Source organism: Herbiconiux sp. (assembly GCF_023264895.1).
Lineage (GTDB): Bacteria > Actinomycetota > Actinomycetes > Actinomycetales > Microbacteriaceae > Herbiconiux.
The window spans coordinates 34347-51030 of sequence record NZ_JAHFUY010000029.1; the positions used below are offsets into that span (position 1 = coordinate 34347).

Annotated in this window: 11 protein-coding genes and 1 pseudogene; 3 read left to right on the top strand and 9 right to left on the bottom strand. The window is 71.5% G+C overall.

The window, feature by feature from the left end; all coding sequences use genetic code 11:
• Window position 1: 1 nt before the first annotated feature.
• Window positions 2-1852 (bottom strand): translation elongation factor 4, encoded by a 1851-nt coding sequence (lepA, locus tag Q0D57_RS06780; protein ID WP_291040184.1) that lies wholly within the window; start codon window positions 1850-1852, stop codon window positions 2-4.
• Window positions 1853-2000: 148 nt separating this feature from the next.
• On the opposite strand from lepA, the gene Q0D57_RS06785 reads away from it, so the two are divergent.
• Window positions 2001-2891, top strand: coding sequence for an NAD-dependent epimerase/dehydratase family protein (locus Q0D57_RS06785; RefSeq protein WP_291040187.1), 891 nt, complete (start codon window positions 2001-2003; stop codon window positions 2889-2891).
• A 185-nt stretch (window positions 2892-3076) separates the two neighbouring features.
• Here the strand turns inward: Q0D57_RS06785 and Q0D57_RS06790 are convergent, their stop codons facing one another.
• Window positions 3077-4072, bottom strand: coding sequence for a 2-dehydropantoate 2-reductase (locus tag Q0D57_RS06790; RefSeq protein ID WP_291040189.1), 996 nt, complete (start codon window positions 4070-4072; stop codon window positions 3077-3079).
• Window positions 4069-5289, bottom strand: coding sequence for an aminotransferase class I/II-fold pyridoxal phosphate-dependent enzyme (locus Q0D57_RS06795; RefSeq protein ID WP_291040192.1), 1221 nt, complete (start codon window positions 5287-5289; stop codon window positions 4069-4071). Before Q0D57_RS06795 ends, Q0D57_RS06790 begins: the two co-directional genes overlap by 4 nt.
• Before the next feature lie 234 nt (window positions 5290-5523).
• Here Q0D57_RS06795 and rpsT point away from each other — a divergent pair, with 234 nt between their 5' ends.
• On the top strand, window positions 5524-5784 hold the full coding sequence (gene rpsT, locus Q0D57_RS06800; protein WP_291040199.1) for a 30S ribosomal protein S20: 261 nt from the start codon (window positions 5524-5526) through the stop codon (window positions 5782-5784).
• Between the two features lie 365 nt (window positions 5785-6149).
• Here rpsT and holA read toward each other — a convergent pair whose 3' ends face one another.
• The 5 genes and pseudogenes from holA to Q0D57_RS06825 all read right to left on the bottom strand — a co-directional run bounded on the left by holA (window position 6150) and on the right by Q0D57_RS06825 (window position 15080).
• A complete protein-coding gene (gene holA, locus Q0D57_RS06805) occupies window positions 6150-7193 on the bottom strand; it encodes a DNA polymerase III subunit delta (RefSeq protein ID WP_291040211.1) in 1044 nt (347 codons plus the stop codon).
• Window positions 7194-7596: 403 nt separating this feature from the next.
• Window positions 7597-9531, bottom strand: a pseudogene (locus Q0D57_RS19420) (ComEC/Rec2 family competence protein); the annotation flags it as partial.
• A 305-nt stretch (window positions 9532-9836) separates the two neighbouring features.
• On the bottom strand, window positions 9837-10748 hold the full coding sequence (locus tag Q0D57_RS06815) for a ComEA family DNA-binding protein (RefSeq protein WP_291040216.1): 912 nt from the start codon (window positions 10746-10748) through the stop codon (window positions 9837-9839).
• A gap of 88 nt (window positions 10749-10836) precedes the next feature.
• Window positions 10837-13425, bottom strand: coding sequence for a leucine--tRNA ligase (gene leuS / locus Q0D57_RS06820; RefSeq protein WP_291040219.1), 2589 nt, complete (start codon window positions 13423-13425; stop codon window positions 10837-10839).
• Window positions 13426-13532: 107 nt separating this feature from the next.
• Window positions 13533-15080: an anthranilate synthase component I family protein gene (locus Q0D57_RS06825; RefSeq protein WP_291040221.1), complete on the bottom strand. Its 1548-nt coding sequence runs from the start codon at window positions 15078-15080 to the stop codon at window positions 13533-13535.
• A 44-nt stretch (window positions 15081-15124) separates the two neighbouring features.
• Between Q0D57_RS06825 and Q0D57_RS06830 the strand changes: the two genes are divergently transcribed.
• Window positions 15125-15916: an aminotransferase class IV gene (locus Q0D57_RS06830; RefSeq protein ID WP_291040223.1), complete on the top strand. Its 792-nt coding sequence runs from the start codon at window positions 15125-15127 to the stop codon at window positions 15914-15916.
• Between the two features lie 107 nt (window positions 15917-16023).
• On the opposite strand, the gene Q0D57_RS06835 is transcribed toward Q0D57_RS06830, so the two are convergent.
• Window positions 16024-16684, bottom strand: a 661-nt coding sequence (locus Q0D57_RS06835; RefSeq protein ID WP_291040224.1) for an ATP-binding cassette domain-containing protein, incomplete at its 5' end; no start/stop codon positions are given.

Genomic DNA, 16684 nt, shown 5'->3' on the forward strand with positions numbered 1-16684 from the left:
GTCACTTCTTGTCCTTCTTCTCGACGTCGCCCGAGAGCGCGGCGATGAAGGCCTCCTGGGGGACCTCGACGCGGCCCACCATCTTCATGCGCTTCTTGCCCTCCTTCTGCTTCTCGAGCAGCTTGCGCTTCCGCGAGATGTCGCCGCCGTAGCACTTGGCCAGCACGTCCTTGCGCATGGCGCGGATGGATTCGCGGGCGATGATGCGGGCGCCGATGGCGGCCTGGATGGGCACCTCGAACTGCTGGCGCGGGATGAGCTCGCGGAGCCGGCCCGTCATCAGCACGCCGTAGGCGTAGGCCTTCTCGCGGTGCACGATCGCGCTGAACGCATCGACCTGCTCGCCCTGCAGGAGGATGTCGACCTTCACGAGGTCGGCCTCCTGCTCGCCGGCGGGCTCGTAGTCGAGACTCGCGTAGCCCGCGGTCTTCGACTTGAGGTTGTCGAAGAAGTCGAACACGATCTCGCCGAGGGGCATCGTGTACTTGATCTCCACCCGGTCCTCGCCGAGGTAGTCCATTCCCTGCAGGGTGCCGCGGCGCTGCTGGCAGAGCTCCATGATGGTGCCCACGTAGTCCTTGGGTGCGAGGATCGCCGCGTTGACCACGGGCTCCTTGACATTGAGGATCTTGCCGCCCGGGAACTCGCTCGGGTTGGTGACCGTGACGGTCTTCTTGTCCTCGGTCGTGACCTCGTAGATCACGCTCGGGGCCGTGGCGATGAGATCGAGGTTGAACTCGCGCTCGAGCCGCTCGGTGATGATCTCGAGGTGCAGGAGGCCGAGGAACCCGCAGCGGAAGCCGAAGCCGAGCGCCACGGACGTCTCGGGCTCGTAGACGAGCGCGGCGTCGCTCAGTTTGAGCTTGTCGAGCGCCTCGCGGAGCACCGGGTAGTCGCTGCCGTCGATCGGGTAGAGACCCGAGAACACCATCGGCAGCGGCTCGGTGTAGCCCGGGAGGGCCTTCGTGGCGGGCTTGGCGGCGGTCGTGACCGTGTCGCCGACCTTCGACTGGCGCACGTCCTTCACGCCCGTGATGAGGTAGCCGACCTCGCCCACCCCGAGGCCCTTGCTCGGGGTCGGCTCGGGCGAGCTGACTCCGATCTCGAGGATCTCGTGCGTGGCGCGTGTCGACATCATCTGGATGCGCTCGCGGGGGTTCAGGTGCCCGTCGATCATGCGGACGTAGGTGACCACGCCGCGGTAGGCGTCGTAGACGGAGTCGAAGATCATGGCGCGCGCCGAGGCATCCGGATCGCCCTTCGGGGCCGGGATGCGCTCGACCACGCGGTCGAGCAGGTCCTCCACGCCCACGCCGGTCTTGCCGCTGACCCGCAGCACGTCGGCCGGGTCGCCGCCGATGAGGCTCGCGAGCTCCTTCGCGTACTTCTCCGGATCGGCCGCCGGCAGGTCGATCTTGTTGAGCACGGGGATGATCGTGAGGTCGTTCTCGAGCGCGAGGTAGAGGTTCGCGAGCGTCTGCGCCTCGATGCCCTGGGCGGCGTCGACGAGGAGGATGGCGCCCTCGCACGCGGCGAGGGAACGGCTCACCTCGTAGGAGAAGTCGACGTGACCCGGGGTGTCGATCATGTTGAGGGCGAAGGCCTCGCTGCCGAGCGACCACGGCATGCGCACCGCCTGGCTCTTGATCGTGATGCCGCGCTCGCGCTCGATGTCCATGCGGTCGAGGTACTGGGCGCGCATGTCACGGTCGCTCACGACGCCCGTGATGCCGAGCATGCGGTCGGCGAGCGTCGACTTGCCGTGGTCGATGTGCGCGATGATGCAGAAGTTGCGGATGAACGCGGGGTCGGTGGAGGCAGGTTGAAGTGCCTTCAGTGATTTGGGGCTCACGCATTCCTCTGGATTCATCGACCGGGGCCTGGTCGGTGCGGCAGGATCGCCGGTCGACCCATTCTGCCACGTCGCGAAGGACTGCCGCGGAGACGACTCACAGCGTCACGGGTGGAAGTATCGGGGCCTCGTTCGGTTGAATCCTCCTATGGCTATCTTCCTCACCGGCGCGACCGGCTACATCGGTTCCGCCGTCCTCCGTCAGCTCCGTGGCCAGGGCCGCGACGTCGTCGCCCTCGTGCGCACCGAGGAGAAGGCGCGCGAGGTGGAGGCCGCGGGCGCCACGGCCGTGCTCGGCTCCATCACCGACCGCGAGATCGTGACGCACCTCGCGCTCGAGAGCGACGGTGTCATCCACACCGCCTCCCCCGGCGACGACTCGAGCGCCCCCACCGACGACGCCTTCGTGACCGCCGCGTTCGCCGGGCTCGAGGGCAGCGACAAGCCCTACGTGCACACGGGCGGCATCTGGATCTTCGGATCGGGCTCCGACCTCACCGAATCGACCCCGTTCGCACCGCCCGCGCTCACCTCGTGGCGGCCCACGGTCGAGGCCCGGGTGCAGGGAGCCTCCGGGGTCAAGACCACGATCATCGCCCCGGCGGTGGTGTTCGGGCACGGCGGAGGCATCCCGAACGTCGTGGTCGACGCACCCCGGGTTCCCGGCTCCGACGGGGAGGCGCTCTCGCTGGTCGGGCCCGGCACGCAGCACTGGACGACGGTGTTCGTCGACGACCTCGCGGAGCTGTACCTGCTCGCGTTCGACCTCGCCGACGCCGGTTCGTACTACATCGGCGCGAGCGGGGAGAACCCGACCGTGCGCTCGCTCGGCGAGGCCGCCTCGGAGGCCGCGGGGCTCGGCGGGCGCGTGGAGCCGACCTCGGTGGAGGACGTGCACGCGCGACTCGGCGAGGGGTTCGGCGACGCGCTGCTGCTCGACCAGCAGGCCACCGGATCGGCCGCTCGCATCGACCTGGGCTGGGAGCCGAACGGGCCGACGCTGCTCGAGGAGCTGCGGGCGGGGTCGTACGCGCGCTGAGGGGGGCCCGGGCTGAGGGCGGGGTCGTACGCGCGCTGAGGGTGGCCCGAGCTGAGACCGTGTCTCCCGCGACTTGACAGTTCCTGCGCCTAAAGCCGTCGACTTGACACAAGATGTGCCAAGTCGACGCCTTTTCGCGCAACTACTGTCAAGTGGGGGGCGGGCGGAGGGGGGCGGAACGGCGGTCAGCGCGGGACGGCGGCCTCGACCTCGGCGGGGGTGAGGAAGGTGCTCGTGCGCTCGACGCGGTGCACGAGGTCGACGAGTGCGGCGTTGACGGGGGCTTCGCGACCCACCGCGGCGGCAGCCGCCACCACCGCACCGTTCAGGTGGTCGATCTCGGTGAGCTGACCGCGGCGGATGCTCTGGAGGGTCGATCCCGGGTTCGGAACCGCCCCCATTCGCTTGCCCATGAGCCGCGGGAGCAGCTGCGCCACCCCGCGCGGCAGTCGGGCGACCGCGCCGAGCAGCCGGTCGTCGAGGCCGAGCAGCGACTCGAAGCGCACGCCGGAGGCCCGCGCGATGCGAATCGTCTCCTGCATGCTCGCGGTGAGCACCCGTCGGAGTCCGGGATGAGCGATCGTCTCCTGCACCGAGAGGCCGGTGATGGCCGGGAGCGCGTTGACGTGGTTGACCATGAGCTTCGTCCACTGCGCGCCCGTGAAGTTCTCGGTGACGCGGGTGTCGAGGAAGGCGCCGACGGTCCGGACCGTGTCGGTGAAGACATCCGGGGGCGTGGAGTCGAGACGTCCGAGGTAGGTGGCGCCGCCCGTGGTGATGGTGATCCGCCCCGGCTCGAGGAACGACGCCGCGTAGAGGGCGAGGGCTCCGATCACGGGGGTGTCCTGGAGGAGGCGGGATGCCTCCTCCGCGCCGCCGAGGCCGTTCTGCACGACGACGAGGGGCACGCCGGCCAGGAACGCGGCGTTCTCCGCGAGGGCGGCCGTCGCATCCTGAGCCTTGACGCTGAGGAAGGCGAGCTCGGGCTTCTCCTCGAGGGCCGCGGTGGCGCGGGGGCGGGCGAGGTGATCGCCCCAGGCACCGGTGAGCTGGAGGCCCGCGGTGCGGATGGCGTCGAGCTGGGCGCCGCGGGCGGTGACGGCGACGCTGTGGCCCGCGCGGTCGGCGAGTGCTGCCGTGGCACCGCCGATGGCGCCGGCTCCGATGACGGCGATCCTCATGAGGCGGGGGCCGGTGCGGGGGCGGTTGTCGCGTGGGTGACCGCCGGTGTCTCGGCGGTGGGTGCCGGGGTCTCGGTGGTGGGTGCCGGGAGGCGGCGGATGCCCTCGAGGAGGTCGCGCTCGGAGGCGGCGACGCAGAGGCGGACCCAGCCCTCGCCCATGCGGCCGAACGCGCTGCCCGGGGCGACCGCGACGCGCTGCTGCAGCAGGAAGCGCTCGGCCCAGCCGGCGACGTCGCCGTCGGTGGCGTGGGAGACGTCGACCCAGAGGTAGAACGCGCCGGTGGGCTCGAGGTAGCGGATGCCTAGCTCGTCGAGCAGGGCGGTGGCCGCGGCGAGATTGGCGCGGTAGTGGGCGGCGGCATCCTCGACGTGGTCCTGCGGACCGGTGAGGGCCGCCGCGACCGCGCGCTGCGCGGGGGTGTTGATGCAGCTGACCGTCGCCTCCTGCACCGACCGGAGAAGGGGCGCGAAGCCGGGCGGGGTGAGCAGCCAGCCGACGCGGGCACCTGTGAGCGCGTAGGTCTTGGAGGCGCTGAAGGCGGTGAGCACGCGCTCGTCGTCGCCGAGGCTCGCGAGGCTGATGTGCGGCTGGTCGTAGCTGAAGCGCTCGTAGACCTCGTCGCTCAGCACCCAGAGGTCGTGCCGGCGGGCGAAGGCGAGGAGGGCCTCGAGGGTGTCGCGGTCGAAGACGGCGCCGAGGGGGTTCGAGGGCGAGTTCACGACGAGCAGACGTGTGCGGTCGGTCACGAGGCGCTCGAGCTCGTCGAGGTCGGGGGTGAAGGCGGCTTCGGGGCGGAGCGGGTAGGGCACCGGGGTCGCGGATGCCAGGTGGGCGTTCATGCCGAACGTCGTGTAGCCGGGGTCGGGCACGAGCACCTCGTCGCCCGGGTCGAGGAGGATCGAGAACGCGAGCGACAGCGCCTGCGTGGCGCCGTTCGTGACCCAGACGCGTTCGGTGTCGGTGCGGATGCCGTTGCGTTCGGCGACCGTGCGGACGATCGCCTCGCGGAGTTCGAGGATGCCGCCGTTGGGGGTGTAGCCGGTGTCGTCGGCGAGCCAGGCATCGGAGGCCCGGCGGAGGATGGCCGGGTCGACCGCGACGTCCGGCTCGCCGATGGCCAGGTAGATGACGTCGTCGAGGGCGTGGGCGAGCTCGAAGATGCGGCGGATGCCGGAGGGCGGGACCGAGTCGGTGTGGGAGGCGAGACGGGGCATGTGTTCACGGTAGTCGTTGCGGCGGGGCGTCCCGGCGGGGCGTTTCGGTGGGGCGTTTCGGCGTGCGCGGAGGCGGTAGGATTGTTCCGTCGCTCAGGAACTGGTAATGTTGCCTGTTGGCTTACGCATCCACGCGATTCAGTTGGGTGCGAACAGCGAGTGGCTCCTTCCGCGGCTCGGCCGCAGCGGAGCATCGCACCGCATTCATCCGAACAGATACAGAGGGTTATTTCCGTGGCAAACATCAAGTCGCAGATCAAGCGCATCGGCACCAACAAGAAGGCTCAGGAGCGCAACAAGGCGGTCAAGAGCGAGCTCAAGACCGCGATCCGCGCCACGCGCGAGGCCGTCGTCGCCGGAGACAAGGACAAGGCTCAGACCTCGCTCCTCATCGCCGCGAAGAAGCTCGACAAGGCCGCCTCGAAGGGCGTCATCCACAAGAACCAGGCCGCGAACCGCAAGTCGGCCATCGCGAAGCAGGTCGCCGCGATCTGATCGCGTGCACCTCGAAAGGGCTCCGCTTCGGCGGGGCCCTTTTTCTGTGCCCGGCGGGTCCCCCTGCCCCCCTGCCCCCCCCTGCCAGCGGCAGGACCGCCCGGTCCGACTTGACAGTAGGTGCGCGAATGGCCGCCGACTTGGCACATCTTGTGTCAAGTCGACGGGTTTAGGCGCAGGAAGTGTCAAGTCGGCGGGTTTAGGCGCAGGAAGTGTCAAGTCGGTGGCGAGTGCCGGCGCGCACCACCCGGCCTCAGCGCGTAGGGCGTCCGAGTGCCCGTCGAGACGTCACTTTTCACGCATCCGGCGGCGTTTTGGTGTGGGAAGTGACGGTTCGGCGGCGCGCGGGGTGGGTGGGGGCCGGGCTAGAGGGTGCCTCGGGAGGAGATGACGCTGATCATGCGCTCGAGGGCGAAGACCGGGTCGCGGCCCGCGCCCTTGACGCTCTCGTCGGTCTCGGCGAGCACCTGGATGCTCCGGCCGAGACCCTCTCCCGTCCAGCCCGAGAGGTCGCGGCGGGCGCGGTCGACCTGCCAGGGCGCCATGCCGAGCTGACCCGCCAGCTGGCCGGAGCCGCCGCGCGTGCCGAGCACCTTCGCCATGGTGCGGAGCTTCATGGCGAACGCCGCCACGATCGGCACGGGGTCGGCTCCGGATGCGAGTGCGTGCCGGAGCAGTGCCAGCGCGTCGCCGTAGCTCCCGCCGATGGCGGAGTCGGCGACCGCGAACGCGTTCGTCTCGACGCGGCCCGCGTAGTAGCGCTCGACCGTGACCTCGGTGATCTCCTCGCTCGCATCCGAGATGAGCTGCGTGCAGGCGGAGGAGAGCTCCGCGAGGTCGTCGCTGAACGCCGAGACGAGCGCACGGATGGCCCCGGGCGAGACCCGTTTGCCCGCGGTCCGGAACTCCGCCGAGGCGAACTCGTACTTGTCGGAGTCGCGCTTGAGCTCGGTGCACACGACCTCTTCGGCCACGCCGGCCGCCGCAAGGACCGCCTCGAGCATCTTCTTGCCGCGCACGCCGCCGCCGTGCCGGAGCACCACATAGGTGTCGTCGGCCGGGAGCGCCAAGTACGAGATGACGTCCTCGATGAGCGCGTCGGTGCACTTCTCGGCCGAGGCGACGCGGATCATCCGCGGCTCCCCGAAGAGCGAGGGGCTCGCGAGCGAGAGCAGCTCGCCCGGTGCGTACGACGCGGCGTCGATGTCGCTGATCTCGAGGCTCGGATCCTCCGCCTTCAGCAGGTCGCGGAGCTGGCGGATGGCGCGCTCGGCGAGGAACGACTCGGTTCCGCTCACCAGCACGACGGGAGCGGGGCGGATCTGGTTCCACTCGAGCTGAGGGATGGCCACCTTGGCGGACGGCTTGGTTCCCGCCTTCGCGGTCGACCTGCCTCGCGCGACCGCCATGCGTTCTCCTTGCCCGATCCGACCGACCCACTCGTACCGGATGCGACGGCGCCGGTGGGGTGCACCGTGACGGCTCGCAGACCGGTCGACGCCGATCTCTCGGCTCGCCCTCAAGCCTAGCCGCCACCGCCGACACGGGAGCCGCCACCGGCTCCGCCCTCTCGGTCCAAGCGGTGATGCGGGCCGCGGTGCCCGAGAGCACGATCAGGCCGGCCGTGTCGGTGCGGAGCACCTCGGTCCCCGTCGTGGCGAGGAGGGACAGGATGCTCGGGGTGGGGTGACCGTAGCTGTTGTCGGCGCCGACCGACACGATGCCGACACGGGCGGAGAGCTCGCGGTAGAGGGCGTCGCTCTGGTCGGCGCTGCCGTGGTGGGCGACCTTCACGACGTCGACGGGACCGAGGGAAGCGGACGACGCCATCGCGCTCTGCGCCTGCTCCCCCAGGTCGCCGAGGAAGAGCATCCGGAGCGGACCCGTGAAGAGCACGATGACGCTCGCATCGTTTCCGACGAGCGGCACAGCCCGGGTCGTGGGGGCCGGGGGCCAGAGGATGTCGAGGCGGTAGGCACCGAGGCTGCCCGTGAGCCCGCGGGAGGCCGGGACGATCTCGGCGCCGCCCGCGCGGAGCTCCGCGAGCAGGCGTTCGTCGGTCCAGCCGTCGGTGGGGCCCACGAGTGCGCGGTCGACACGGCCGAGAACCGCCTCGAGCCCGCCGACGTGGTCGAGGTCGTAGTGGGTGAGCACGAGGAGGTCGAGACGATCGATGCCCAGGCTGTCGAGACAGGCCGTGAGCGGCTCGGGATCGGGGCCCACATCGACGAGGGCGGTGAGGCCCGCGTTCCGCACGAGCACGGCGTCGCCCTGGCCGATGTCGCACGCGGCGAGCTGCCAGTCGGCAGGAACGGCACTCGAACGGCCGATCACGCCTCCGGCGAGGGAACCCGCGACCACCGCCCCGCACAGGAGCATCGCGGCCGCCGCCCCGAGGGCCACACGAGGATTCCGGCGTCTTCGATGGAGCGCGACCGCGAGGAGGACGAGCATCAGCACGGCTCCGAGCGCAGCGGTGAGGCTGTCAGGGAGCTCGACGGCCGCGAACGGCAGTGCGGCGAAGAAGCGGGCGACGGCTCCGATCCAGGCCGAGGGCAGCCACGGGAGCCACGCGGCGACCTCAGCGAGGCCCGGCGCGACCACGGCCAGCACGCAGACGATCAGCCCGAGCACGCTCACGGCGGCGGCAGCGGGCTCGGCGAGGAGGTTTGCGGGCACGGTGTACGGGGTGAGCTGGGGCGCGAGGAGGAACAGGATCGGCTGGCAGGCGAGCTGGGCGGCCACCGGAACGGCGATCGCGACGGCGAGTGCGGACGGGACGCGCTTCGAGACCAGGCTCGCGAGGGGGCGGGTGAGCAGGAGCAGACCGGCCGTGGCGAGCACCGAGAGCGCGAAGCCCGCGCTCCGGCCGAGCCAGGGGTCGAGGGCGAGGAGCACGACGACGGAGAGGCAGAGCGGTGGGATGCCGGCGGCGGGCCGGCCGAGGGCCAGCGCGATGAGCACGATCGCAGCCATCGTGGCGGCACGGAGCACGCTCGGTTCGGGCGTGACGAGCACCACGAACAGCAGGAGCACCCCGACCGAGACCGCGACGCGCACTCGACGCCGGAGGCCGATGGCACCTCCGACGAGCATCACGGCCGCGACGACGATGGCGCAGTTCGCTCCGGAGACGGCGGTGAGGTGGGTGAGGCCCGTGACGGTCATGGCGTCGCGGAGCTCGTCGGTCACGTGCGTGTCGTCGCCGATCGCGAGCCCCGTGAGCAGGTCGGCGCCGTCGCCCGGGAGTCCGGCGGTGGCGTCGCGGAAGGCGTCGCGCATGCCGCCGGCCCAGGCAATGGGGCCGGGCGGGTCGGCGAGATGCGTCAGGTCTGCGTGCGCGAAGAACAGGAACTCTCGGGATTCCCCCGGCGGAAGCGACGTGAGCGTGCCCCGGGCGCTCACCCGGGTGCCGATCTGAAGCCGAGCGGATGCCTGCGGCTCGACGGTCGCGAAGACGAGGGTGGGTGAGCGGGACGCCACCGCGCGCCCGCCGAACTCGAAGCGCTCGAGGGAGGCCTCGACCATCACCCGTGCGGTCGTGTCGTGAACCGCGGTATCGCCCCGCGCTGCTCCGAAGCCGGGGGCATCGGTCTCGTCGACCGTGCCGGTGATGGTCAGCACGGCGGCGCCCACGCGTGGGCCCTGCAGATCGAGGGCCTCCGGGTGGCGGAGGTGCCCGAGTGCGAACAACGACGTGCAGACGAGGGCCGCGGCAGCGACGGACAGGGCGAGCGCCGGGAGCATGGCCCTCCGCAGGGAGGCCGCTCCGCCCTCCCGCGCCAGACAGACGAGTGCCAACGCGAGAGCGAGAGCCCACGCGATGACGGCTGCGGCTGCCGTGAGGTCAGGGAGGCCGACGAAGACGAGAGCGCTGAGCCAGGCCGCCACAGCGGGGCCCGCCAGCCGCAGATCCGTCGGCGCGTGACGCCGCGATGTGCTGGCGGTGGGTGCTGGCGTGGCCGCGGAAGCGGAAGCGGAAGCGGACACGGAAGCGGAGGTGGAGGCATGCACAACGCGTCGGGCGGTCTCGGGTGCGCGGACGGTCGGCGTCAGACGGTGACGAGGGGGCGGAGGGACTCGAAGGTCTTGTCGCCGATGCCGGTGATCTGGAGGAGGTCGTCGACGGAGGCGAAGGGGCCGTTCTCGTCACGCCAGGCGATGATGCGGGCGGCCATCGCCGGACCGATGCGCGGCAGCGTGTCGAGGTCGAGTGCCGTGGCCGAGTTGAGGTTGATGAGGGCGCCGGGCGATCCACCGGCCGCGCCCGACGGAGCGCCGGGAGTGCCCGAGGATGGAGAGCCAGCACCCGCAGGGGCCGGCGGCGCCTCCCCCACCGCGAGCACGCGCAACTGCTCGCCGTCGATGAGCGGTCGTGCCAGGTTGAGCGATGCCTGCTCCGCCCCCTCGGCGAATCCACCCGCCATCGCCACCGCGTCGACCGCGCGGGAGCCCTCGGCGAGCTCGTAGACACCCGGCCGCAGCACCGAACCGAGGACGTGCACCAGGATCGCGGCGCGAGACTCCCCCACCGCCGCGTCTCCGCCAGGGTCAGGAGGGGCGGGTGTAGGTCCCGTCGGCGAAGGAGAGACGGCCGATCCACCACCGGTGGAACCGGACCCCACGGCGCCGGATTCGCCCTCCCCGAACACCGTGGTCGCCCCGACGGGCGAGAGCGCCGTGACGAGCACCGACGCCACCAGCGCCACCACCACGAGCACGAGCGCGGCTCCGATCGTCACGCGGACGCGCGCCGATGGACCGCGCTCCACGGCGTCTTCGACCGCGTCATCGACCGCGACCGGCCGGTGCACGCCGCCCGCGATCCCGCGTAGCGGCTCGGCTGCGGGTTCCCGCCGATGGTCCCCGACCGCCGCCCGCTGACCCTCTACCGCGACGCGGTCGCCGACGAGGCCGACACCGTCACCCGCTGCGACCCCGGGCCGCGCTCTTGAATCCGACATGCCGTCAGAGTAGGAGCGCCCGCCCGGCCCGCCCCGCGCATCCGCTGTTCTGTGGATGGGGCGGGACGGACCGCGTGCTGTGCAGGAGTCAGGAAGCGGGCTTGGTGACGAAGTTCACGAGCCGCGGTGCGCGTGCCACCACGGTCACCACCTCGCGATCGCCGATCGAGCGCTTCACCGAGGCGAGCTCGCGGGCCGTGGCCTCGAGCGTCGCGCCGTCGATCTTGGGCGACACCTCGATGCGGTCGCGCACCTTGCCGTCGACCTGCACCACGGCGGTGACGGTCTCCTCGGTGAGCAGCGACGAGTCGGCCCCGCGCCATCCGTAGTTCGCGATGGAGGGCTCGTAGCCGAGCCGCTCCCACATGTCCTCCGCCGTGTAGGGCGCGAACAGCGACAGCCCGAGCGCCACCGTCTCGACGGCCTCGCGCACGGCGGGGTCGCCACCGCCCGGGCCCGAGTCGATGGCCTTCCGCACGGCGTTGACGAGCTCCATGAGCCGCGCCACCACCACGTTGAACTTGAACGCCTCGATCAGCCCGGGAGCCTCCGCGAGGAAGCGGTGCGTCACGCGCCGCAGCGCCCGGTCGCCGTCACGCCAGTTGACCGTCGGCGCCGAGGTGACGTCGCCGACGAGTCGCCAGGCACGCGCGAGGAACTTCGCCGACCCGGCGGGCGACACGTCGGCCCAGTCGATGTCGTCCTCCGGCGGGCCCGCGAACGCCATCGTGAGGCGCACCGCATCCACACCGTGCTCATCGAGCTGGTCGGAGAGCTTGACGATGTTGCCCTTCGACTTCGACATCGCCGAGCCCTCCATGAGCACCATGCCCTGGTTCAGCAGCGCGCTGAACGGCTCGGTGAAGGAGACGTAGCCGAGGTCGAACAGCACCTTCGTGATGAAGCGCGCATAGAGCAGGTGCAGGATGGCGTGCGTCACGCCGCCCACGTACTGGTCGACCGGCGCCCACTTGTCGACCTCGCGCGGGTCGAAGGCCTTCGTGTCGTCCTGCGGCGAGAGGAACCGCAGGAAGTACCACGAGCTGTCGACGAAGGTGTCCATCGTGTCGGCGTCGCGGAGAGCCGGCGAGCCGTCGACCGGGTTGGGCACGTTCACCCAGTCCTCGGCACCGCCGAGCGGCGACGTGCCCTTCGGCGTGAGGTTGAGACCCTCGGTGGGAGGCAGCAGCACGGGCAGCTGGTCCTCGGGCACCGGATGCTCGGAGCCGTCGGCGCCGTGGATGATCGGGATCGGCGTGCCCCAGTAGCGCTGGCGCGAGATGAGCCAGTCGCGGAGGCGGTAGTTCTTCGCCGGGCGGCCGGTGCCGGCCTGCTCGAGGATCTCGATGATCTTGCGGATCGCGTTCGACTTCGACAGGCCGTCCAGCGGGCCAGAGTTGATCAGGCGGCCCTCCCCGGCGAGCGCGATGCCCGTGGTGCCGGGGTTCAGGTCTTCGAGCTCGGGCAGGTCGTCGGGGTCGAGCACGGGGATGACACCCGTGACCGGTGCCAGCGTGTCGACCACGACGCGAACCGGCAGGCCGAAGGCGCGCGCGAAGTCGAGGTCGCGCTGGTCGTGCGCGGGCACGGCCATGACCGCGCCGTGGCCGTAATCGGCCAGCACGTAGTCGGCGGCCCAGATCGGCAGACGCTCCCCGTTGACCGGGTTGATCGCGTAGCGCTCGAGGAAGATGCCCGTCTTCGGCCGGTCGGTGGCCTGGCGCTCGGTCTCGGACGACTTCTGCACATCGGCGAGGTAGGTCTTGAAGCGCTCGCGCACCTCTTCAGATGCGCCGTTCGCCACGAGTTCCTGAGCGAGATCGGAGTCGGGGGCGACCACCATGAACGTCGCGCCGTAGAGGGTGTCGGGGCGCGTGGTGAAGACGGTGACCGGCTCCGAGCGGCCCTCGATGGCGAAGTCGACGTCGGCGCCGATGGAGCGGCCGATCCAGTTGCGCTGCATCGCGATGACCTTCGAGGGCCAGGTGCCCTCGAGCTGCTTGAGGTCGTCGAGCAGCCGGTCGGCGTAGTCGGTGATGCGGAAGTACCACTGCGTGAGCTTCTTCTTCACCACGACGGCGCCCGAGCGCTCGGAGGTGCCGTCCGGCAGCACCTGCTCGTTGGCGAGCACGGTCTGGTCCACCGGGTCCCAGTTGACCCAGCTGGCCTTGCGGTACACCAGGCCCTTCTCGTACATCTTGAGGAACAGCCACTGGTTCCACTTGTAGTACTCGGGGTCGGAGGTGTGCAGCACGCGGTCCCAGTCGAAGCTGGTGGCGTAGCGCTTCATGCTCGTGCGCTGCTGCTCGATGTTGTCGTAGGTCCACTGCCGCGGGTCGAGGCCGCGCTTGATGGCGGCGTTCTCGGCGGGCAGGCCGAACGAGTCCCAGCCGATCGGGTGCAGCACGTTGAAGCCCTGTTGGCGCCAGTAGCGCGCGATCACGTCGCCGAGCGCGTAGGCCTCGGCGTGGCCCATGTGCAGGTCGCCGGAGGGGTAGGGGAACATGTCGAGCACGTACTTGCGGGGGCGCTTGTCGCCCTCGAGGTCGGTGCGGTAGGGCTTCAGCTCCTCCCAGAGGGGCTGCCACTTGCTCTGGATGCTCGCGAAGTCGTAGCGCTCAGCGCCCTCGGAGTCGTCGTGCGACGATGCGGGGACGGGTGTGTTCTCGGTGACCACAGGACTCTCATTCGTTGCGTGCGCAGCGTCTCACACCGGGCGGCCGGCGGTGGTCGTGGGGTGAGGTGCTCGGATCGGCGCGCGAGGCGCACCAGGTGACAACTGTACTAAAGCTTGGCGTGTTCCCGCGGGGCGGCGGATGCGGTGGGCCGGGCGGGCGTCGACGGGCCGAGCGGTGCAGGACTCGCGGCCCCCAGCACCGCCAGCAGCACGGCGGCCTTCACCCGGGTCTCCTCCACCTCGTCGCCCGGTTCGGAGAGGGCCGTGATGCCGCCGCCCGCCCCGACCGTCGCGCCGCGGTCGTCGAGCACGATGCTCCGGATGACCATGGCGAGATCGAGGGCGCCATCACGCGAGAAGTAGCCTAAGGCACCCGAGTAGATGCCCCTCGGGCCGCCCTCGAGCGCGGCGAGCGTGTGCACAGCGCTGCGCTTCGGTGCGCCCGTCATCGAACCGGCGGGGAAGCACGCGGCCACCGCGTCGAGCCCGTTGCGGCCCTCGGCGAGCCTCCCCTCGACCGTGCTGACCAGCTGATGCACCTGGGGGTAGGTCTCGACCTCGAGCAGGGTCGGGACCGCCACACTGCCGAGCGCGCAGACCTTCGAGAGGTCGTTCCGCACGAGATCGACGATCATCAGGTTCTCGGCGCGCTCCTTCTGACTCGCGGCGAGCTCGCGCACGAGCAGGGCGTCGTCGACCGGGCCGGCGCCGCGGGGGCGGGTGCCCTTGATCGGCTTGCTGCGCACGCGGCCGTCGGCCGTGACCGCGAGGAACTGCTCGGGCGACGAGCTCAGCAGCGCCGTGCCGGCGGCCTTGAGGTAGCCGCCGTGGTGGCTGGGGCTCGCGGCACGCAGGGCGAGGTAGGTGTCGAGCGGATCGGGGTGCACGTCGACGGCGAACTCGTTCGTGAGACACAGCTGGTAGGCGTCGCCTCGGGCGATGGTGGCCTTGCAGGCCTCGATCATGGCGGCGTAGGCGGGGTAGTCGTGGCGGGGGCGGGCTTCGAGGGTGGGCGTGGGGGTGGGGGTGGGGGTGGGCTGCGGATGCTCGGGGCCGGCTGTCGCGGTGAGCACCGGATGCTGCGGGTCGAGCGAGGCGGTCACCGCTGGCGAGCCGGTGCGCCGGGTGGCGGCGCCGTCACGATCGAGGGACTCGAGGGTGGCGGCGGTGCGGGCGAGCCACTCGGCGGCGCTCGGCGAGTCGAGGGCGAGCAGGGTGACGGTGCCGGTGTCGTGGTCGAACTCGACGGCCTCGTCGACGCGGAGGAGGACTGCGGCATCGCCGCGGACGTCCGCGGGCCGCGGGGCGTCGGGGAGACCCAGCTCATAGGCCAGCCAGCCGACCCAGCCGAGTCGGAAGCGCGGGCCGGTGCCCGCATCCGGCACCTGGTGCGACACCGGAGCCCGAGTGCCGGTATCCGGGGACGGGCGCTCCTCGGCGTCGGCGACACCGGCATCCTGGAGCACCTCGTAGAGCTCGCTCCAGTCGCGGCAGCGGTGCACCGAGGCGGGCACGCCGAGGTAGCTGCGGCCCGTGGTGGCTCCGGGGCCGCTGTCGAGCCAGAAGGCGTTCTCGGCTCCGCGGGTGAGCGCCTCGAAGACGACCGCCGGGTCGGGGGCGACGGCCAGAGGGCGTCGGAGGAGCGTCGGCGGCACTGTACTAGCGTAGATCGTGCAGTCGACGACGGAGGGAGCTGTGCGTGGCCGAGGCCCCCGCGACCTTCGTCTGGCGAGACGGTGCCCTGGTGGAGCGCCCGCTCGAACCGCATCGAGCGCTCGTCGTGGCCGACTCCTTCTTCGTCTCGCCGGATGGCCGGGCCCGGGCGCTCGAGACGCATCACGAGAGGTTCCGGACGGGCATCGGCGAGCTGGGAGGGCCCTCGGTCGAGACCGTGGACGCGTTCTGGGGGGCCGTGATCGGGAGGCTGCGGGCCTACCGGGGCTCCGCGCTCTTCCCGCGGGTCGAACTGGCCGGGCTCGAGAACGGAGGGCTCGAGCTGAGGCTGCGGGTGCGGGTGGCTCCGCGCAGGCGCGAGTCGGCGGTGCTCAGCACGCATGCGGGGCCGGACCCGCGGAGCGTGCCCCGCATCAAGGGACCCGACCTCGAGGAGCTGATCGCGCTGCGGGCCGCGGCACAGGAGAACGGTGCCGACGAGGTGGTGCTGCTGAAGGACGGGCTCGTCGTCGACGGCTCGAGCTCGGCCGTGCTGTGGTGGCGGGGCGAGACGCTCGCGGCGCCGCCCGGCGACCTCGCGCGGGTGGCGAGTGTGACGGCGCGGAGCATCCGTCTGATCGCCTCGGCCACGGGCACCCGGGTGGTCGAGGAGCGCGCCCGCCCCGCCGATCTCGAGGGCTGCGAGGTGTGGGTGGTGAGCGCCCTGCACGGCATCAGTGTGGTCGACGCGTGGATCGACGGGCCCGTCGTCGTGGTGCGCCCGAGTCGCGCGGCCACGTGGCAGCGGCGCCTCGACGCCCTCGCGCGCCCGCTCTGACCCCGCTCCGGCTTGTGCGAGGTGGAGAAACTCGAGCCTGGTCATGACCTCGGCGCTCAGAGCGGTGGTGGCCACCAGGCTCGAGAGACTCGACCTGAAATGCGGGGTCAGGGGGCGGCGGGAGCTCGGAGCTCGAGGGTGGAGGTGACGAGGGCCGCCGGCACGGGGGTGTGCGAGATGAGGAGGACCGCGCGGGAGTCGGCGGCGGCCGCCGCCAGGAGCTCCTCGAGGAGGAGGTCGGCGCGGTCGGGGTCGACGTTGGCGGTGGGCTCGTCGAGCACCAGCACGGGGAAGTCGGCGAGGAGCGCCCGCGCCACCGCGATGCGCTGGGCCTGACCGCCGGAGACGAGGGCGCCGCGCTCCCCCACCCGCGCCGAGAGGCCGCCGCGCTCGCGCACCCAGTCGGCGAGGCCGACGCGCTCGAGCACGGCGAGGAGCTCGTCGTCGGTCGCGGTGTCGCGGGCGAAGAGGAGGTTCTGGCGGATGTCGTCGTCGAAGAGGTGGGGGCGCTGCTCGCAGAGGCCGATCACGCGCCGCACCTCCGCCTGGGGCAGTGCGCGCACGTCGACGCCGTCGACGAGGAACTCGCCCTCGTGGTCGAGGAACCGCACGAGCACGTGGGCGAGCGTCGTCTTGCCGGCGCCGCTCGGGCCGCGCACGAGCATCCGGTCGCCCGCGGCGAGCTCGAGCGACACGGGCCCGAGCGCCGTCGGCGCCCCCTCGCCCGGCCACCGCGCGGTGACCCCGCGGAGCGACACCCGTGCGCCC

What these genes read in the sequence shown, in the direction of transcription:
- Q0D57_RS06785 (WP_291040187.1), top strand. Translation starts at nt 2,001, where the DNA reads ATGGCTATCTTCCTCACCGGCGCGACCGGCTACATCGGTTCCGCCGTC.
- Q0D57_RS06790 (WP_291040189.1), bottom strand. Translation starts at nt 4,072, where the DNA reads ATGAGGATCGCCGTCATCGGAGCCGGCGCCATCGGCGGTGCCACGGCA.
- Q0D57_RS06795 (WP_291040192.1), bottom strand. Translation starts at nt 5,289, where the DNA reads ATGCCCCGTCTCGCCTCCCACACCGACTCGGTCCCGCCCTCCGGCATC.
- holA (WP_291040211.1), bottom strand. Translation starts at nt 7,193, where the DNA reads ATGGCGGTCGCGCGAGGCAGGTCGACCGCGAAGGCGGGAACCAAGCCG.
- Q0D57_RS06815 (WP_291040216.1), bottom strand. Translation starts at nt 10,748, where the DNA reads ATGTCGGATTCAAGAGCGCGGCCCGGGGTCGCAGCGGGTGACGGTGTC.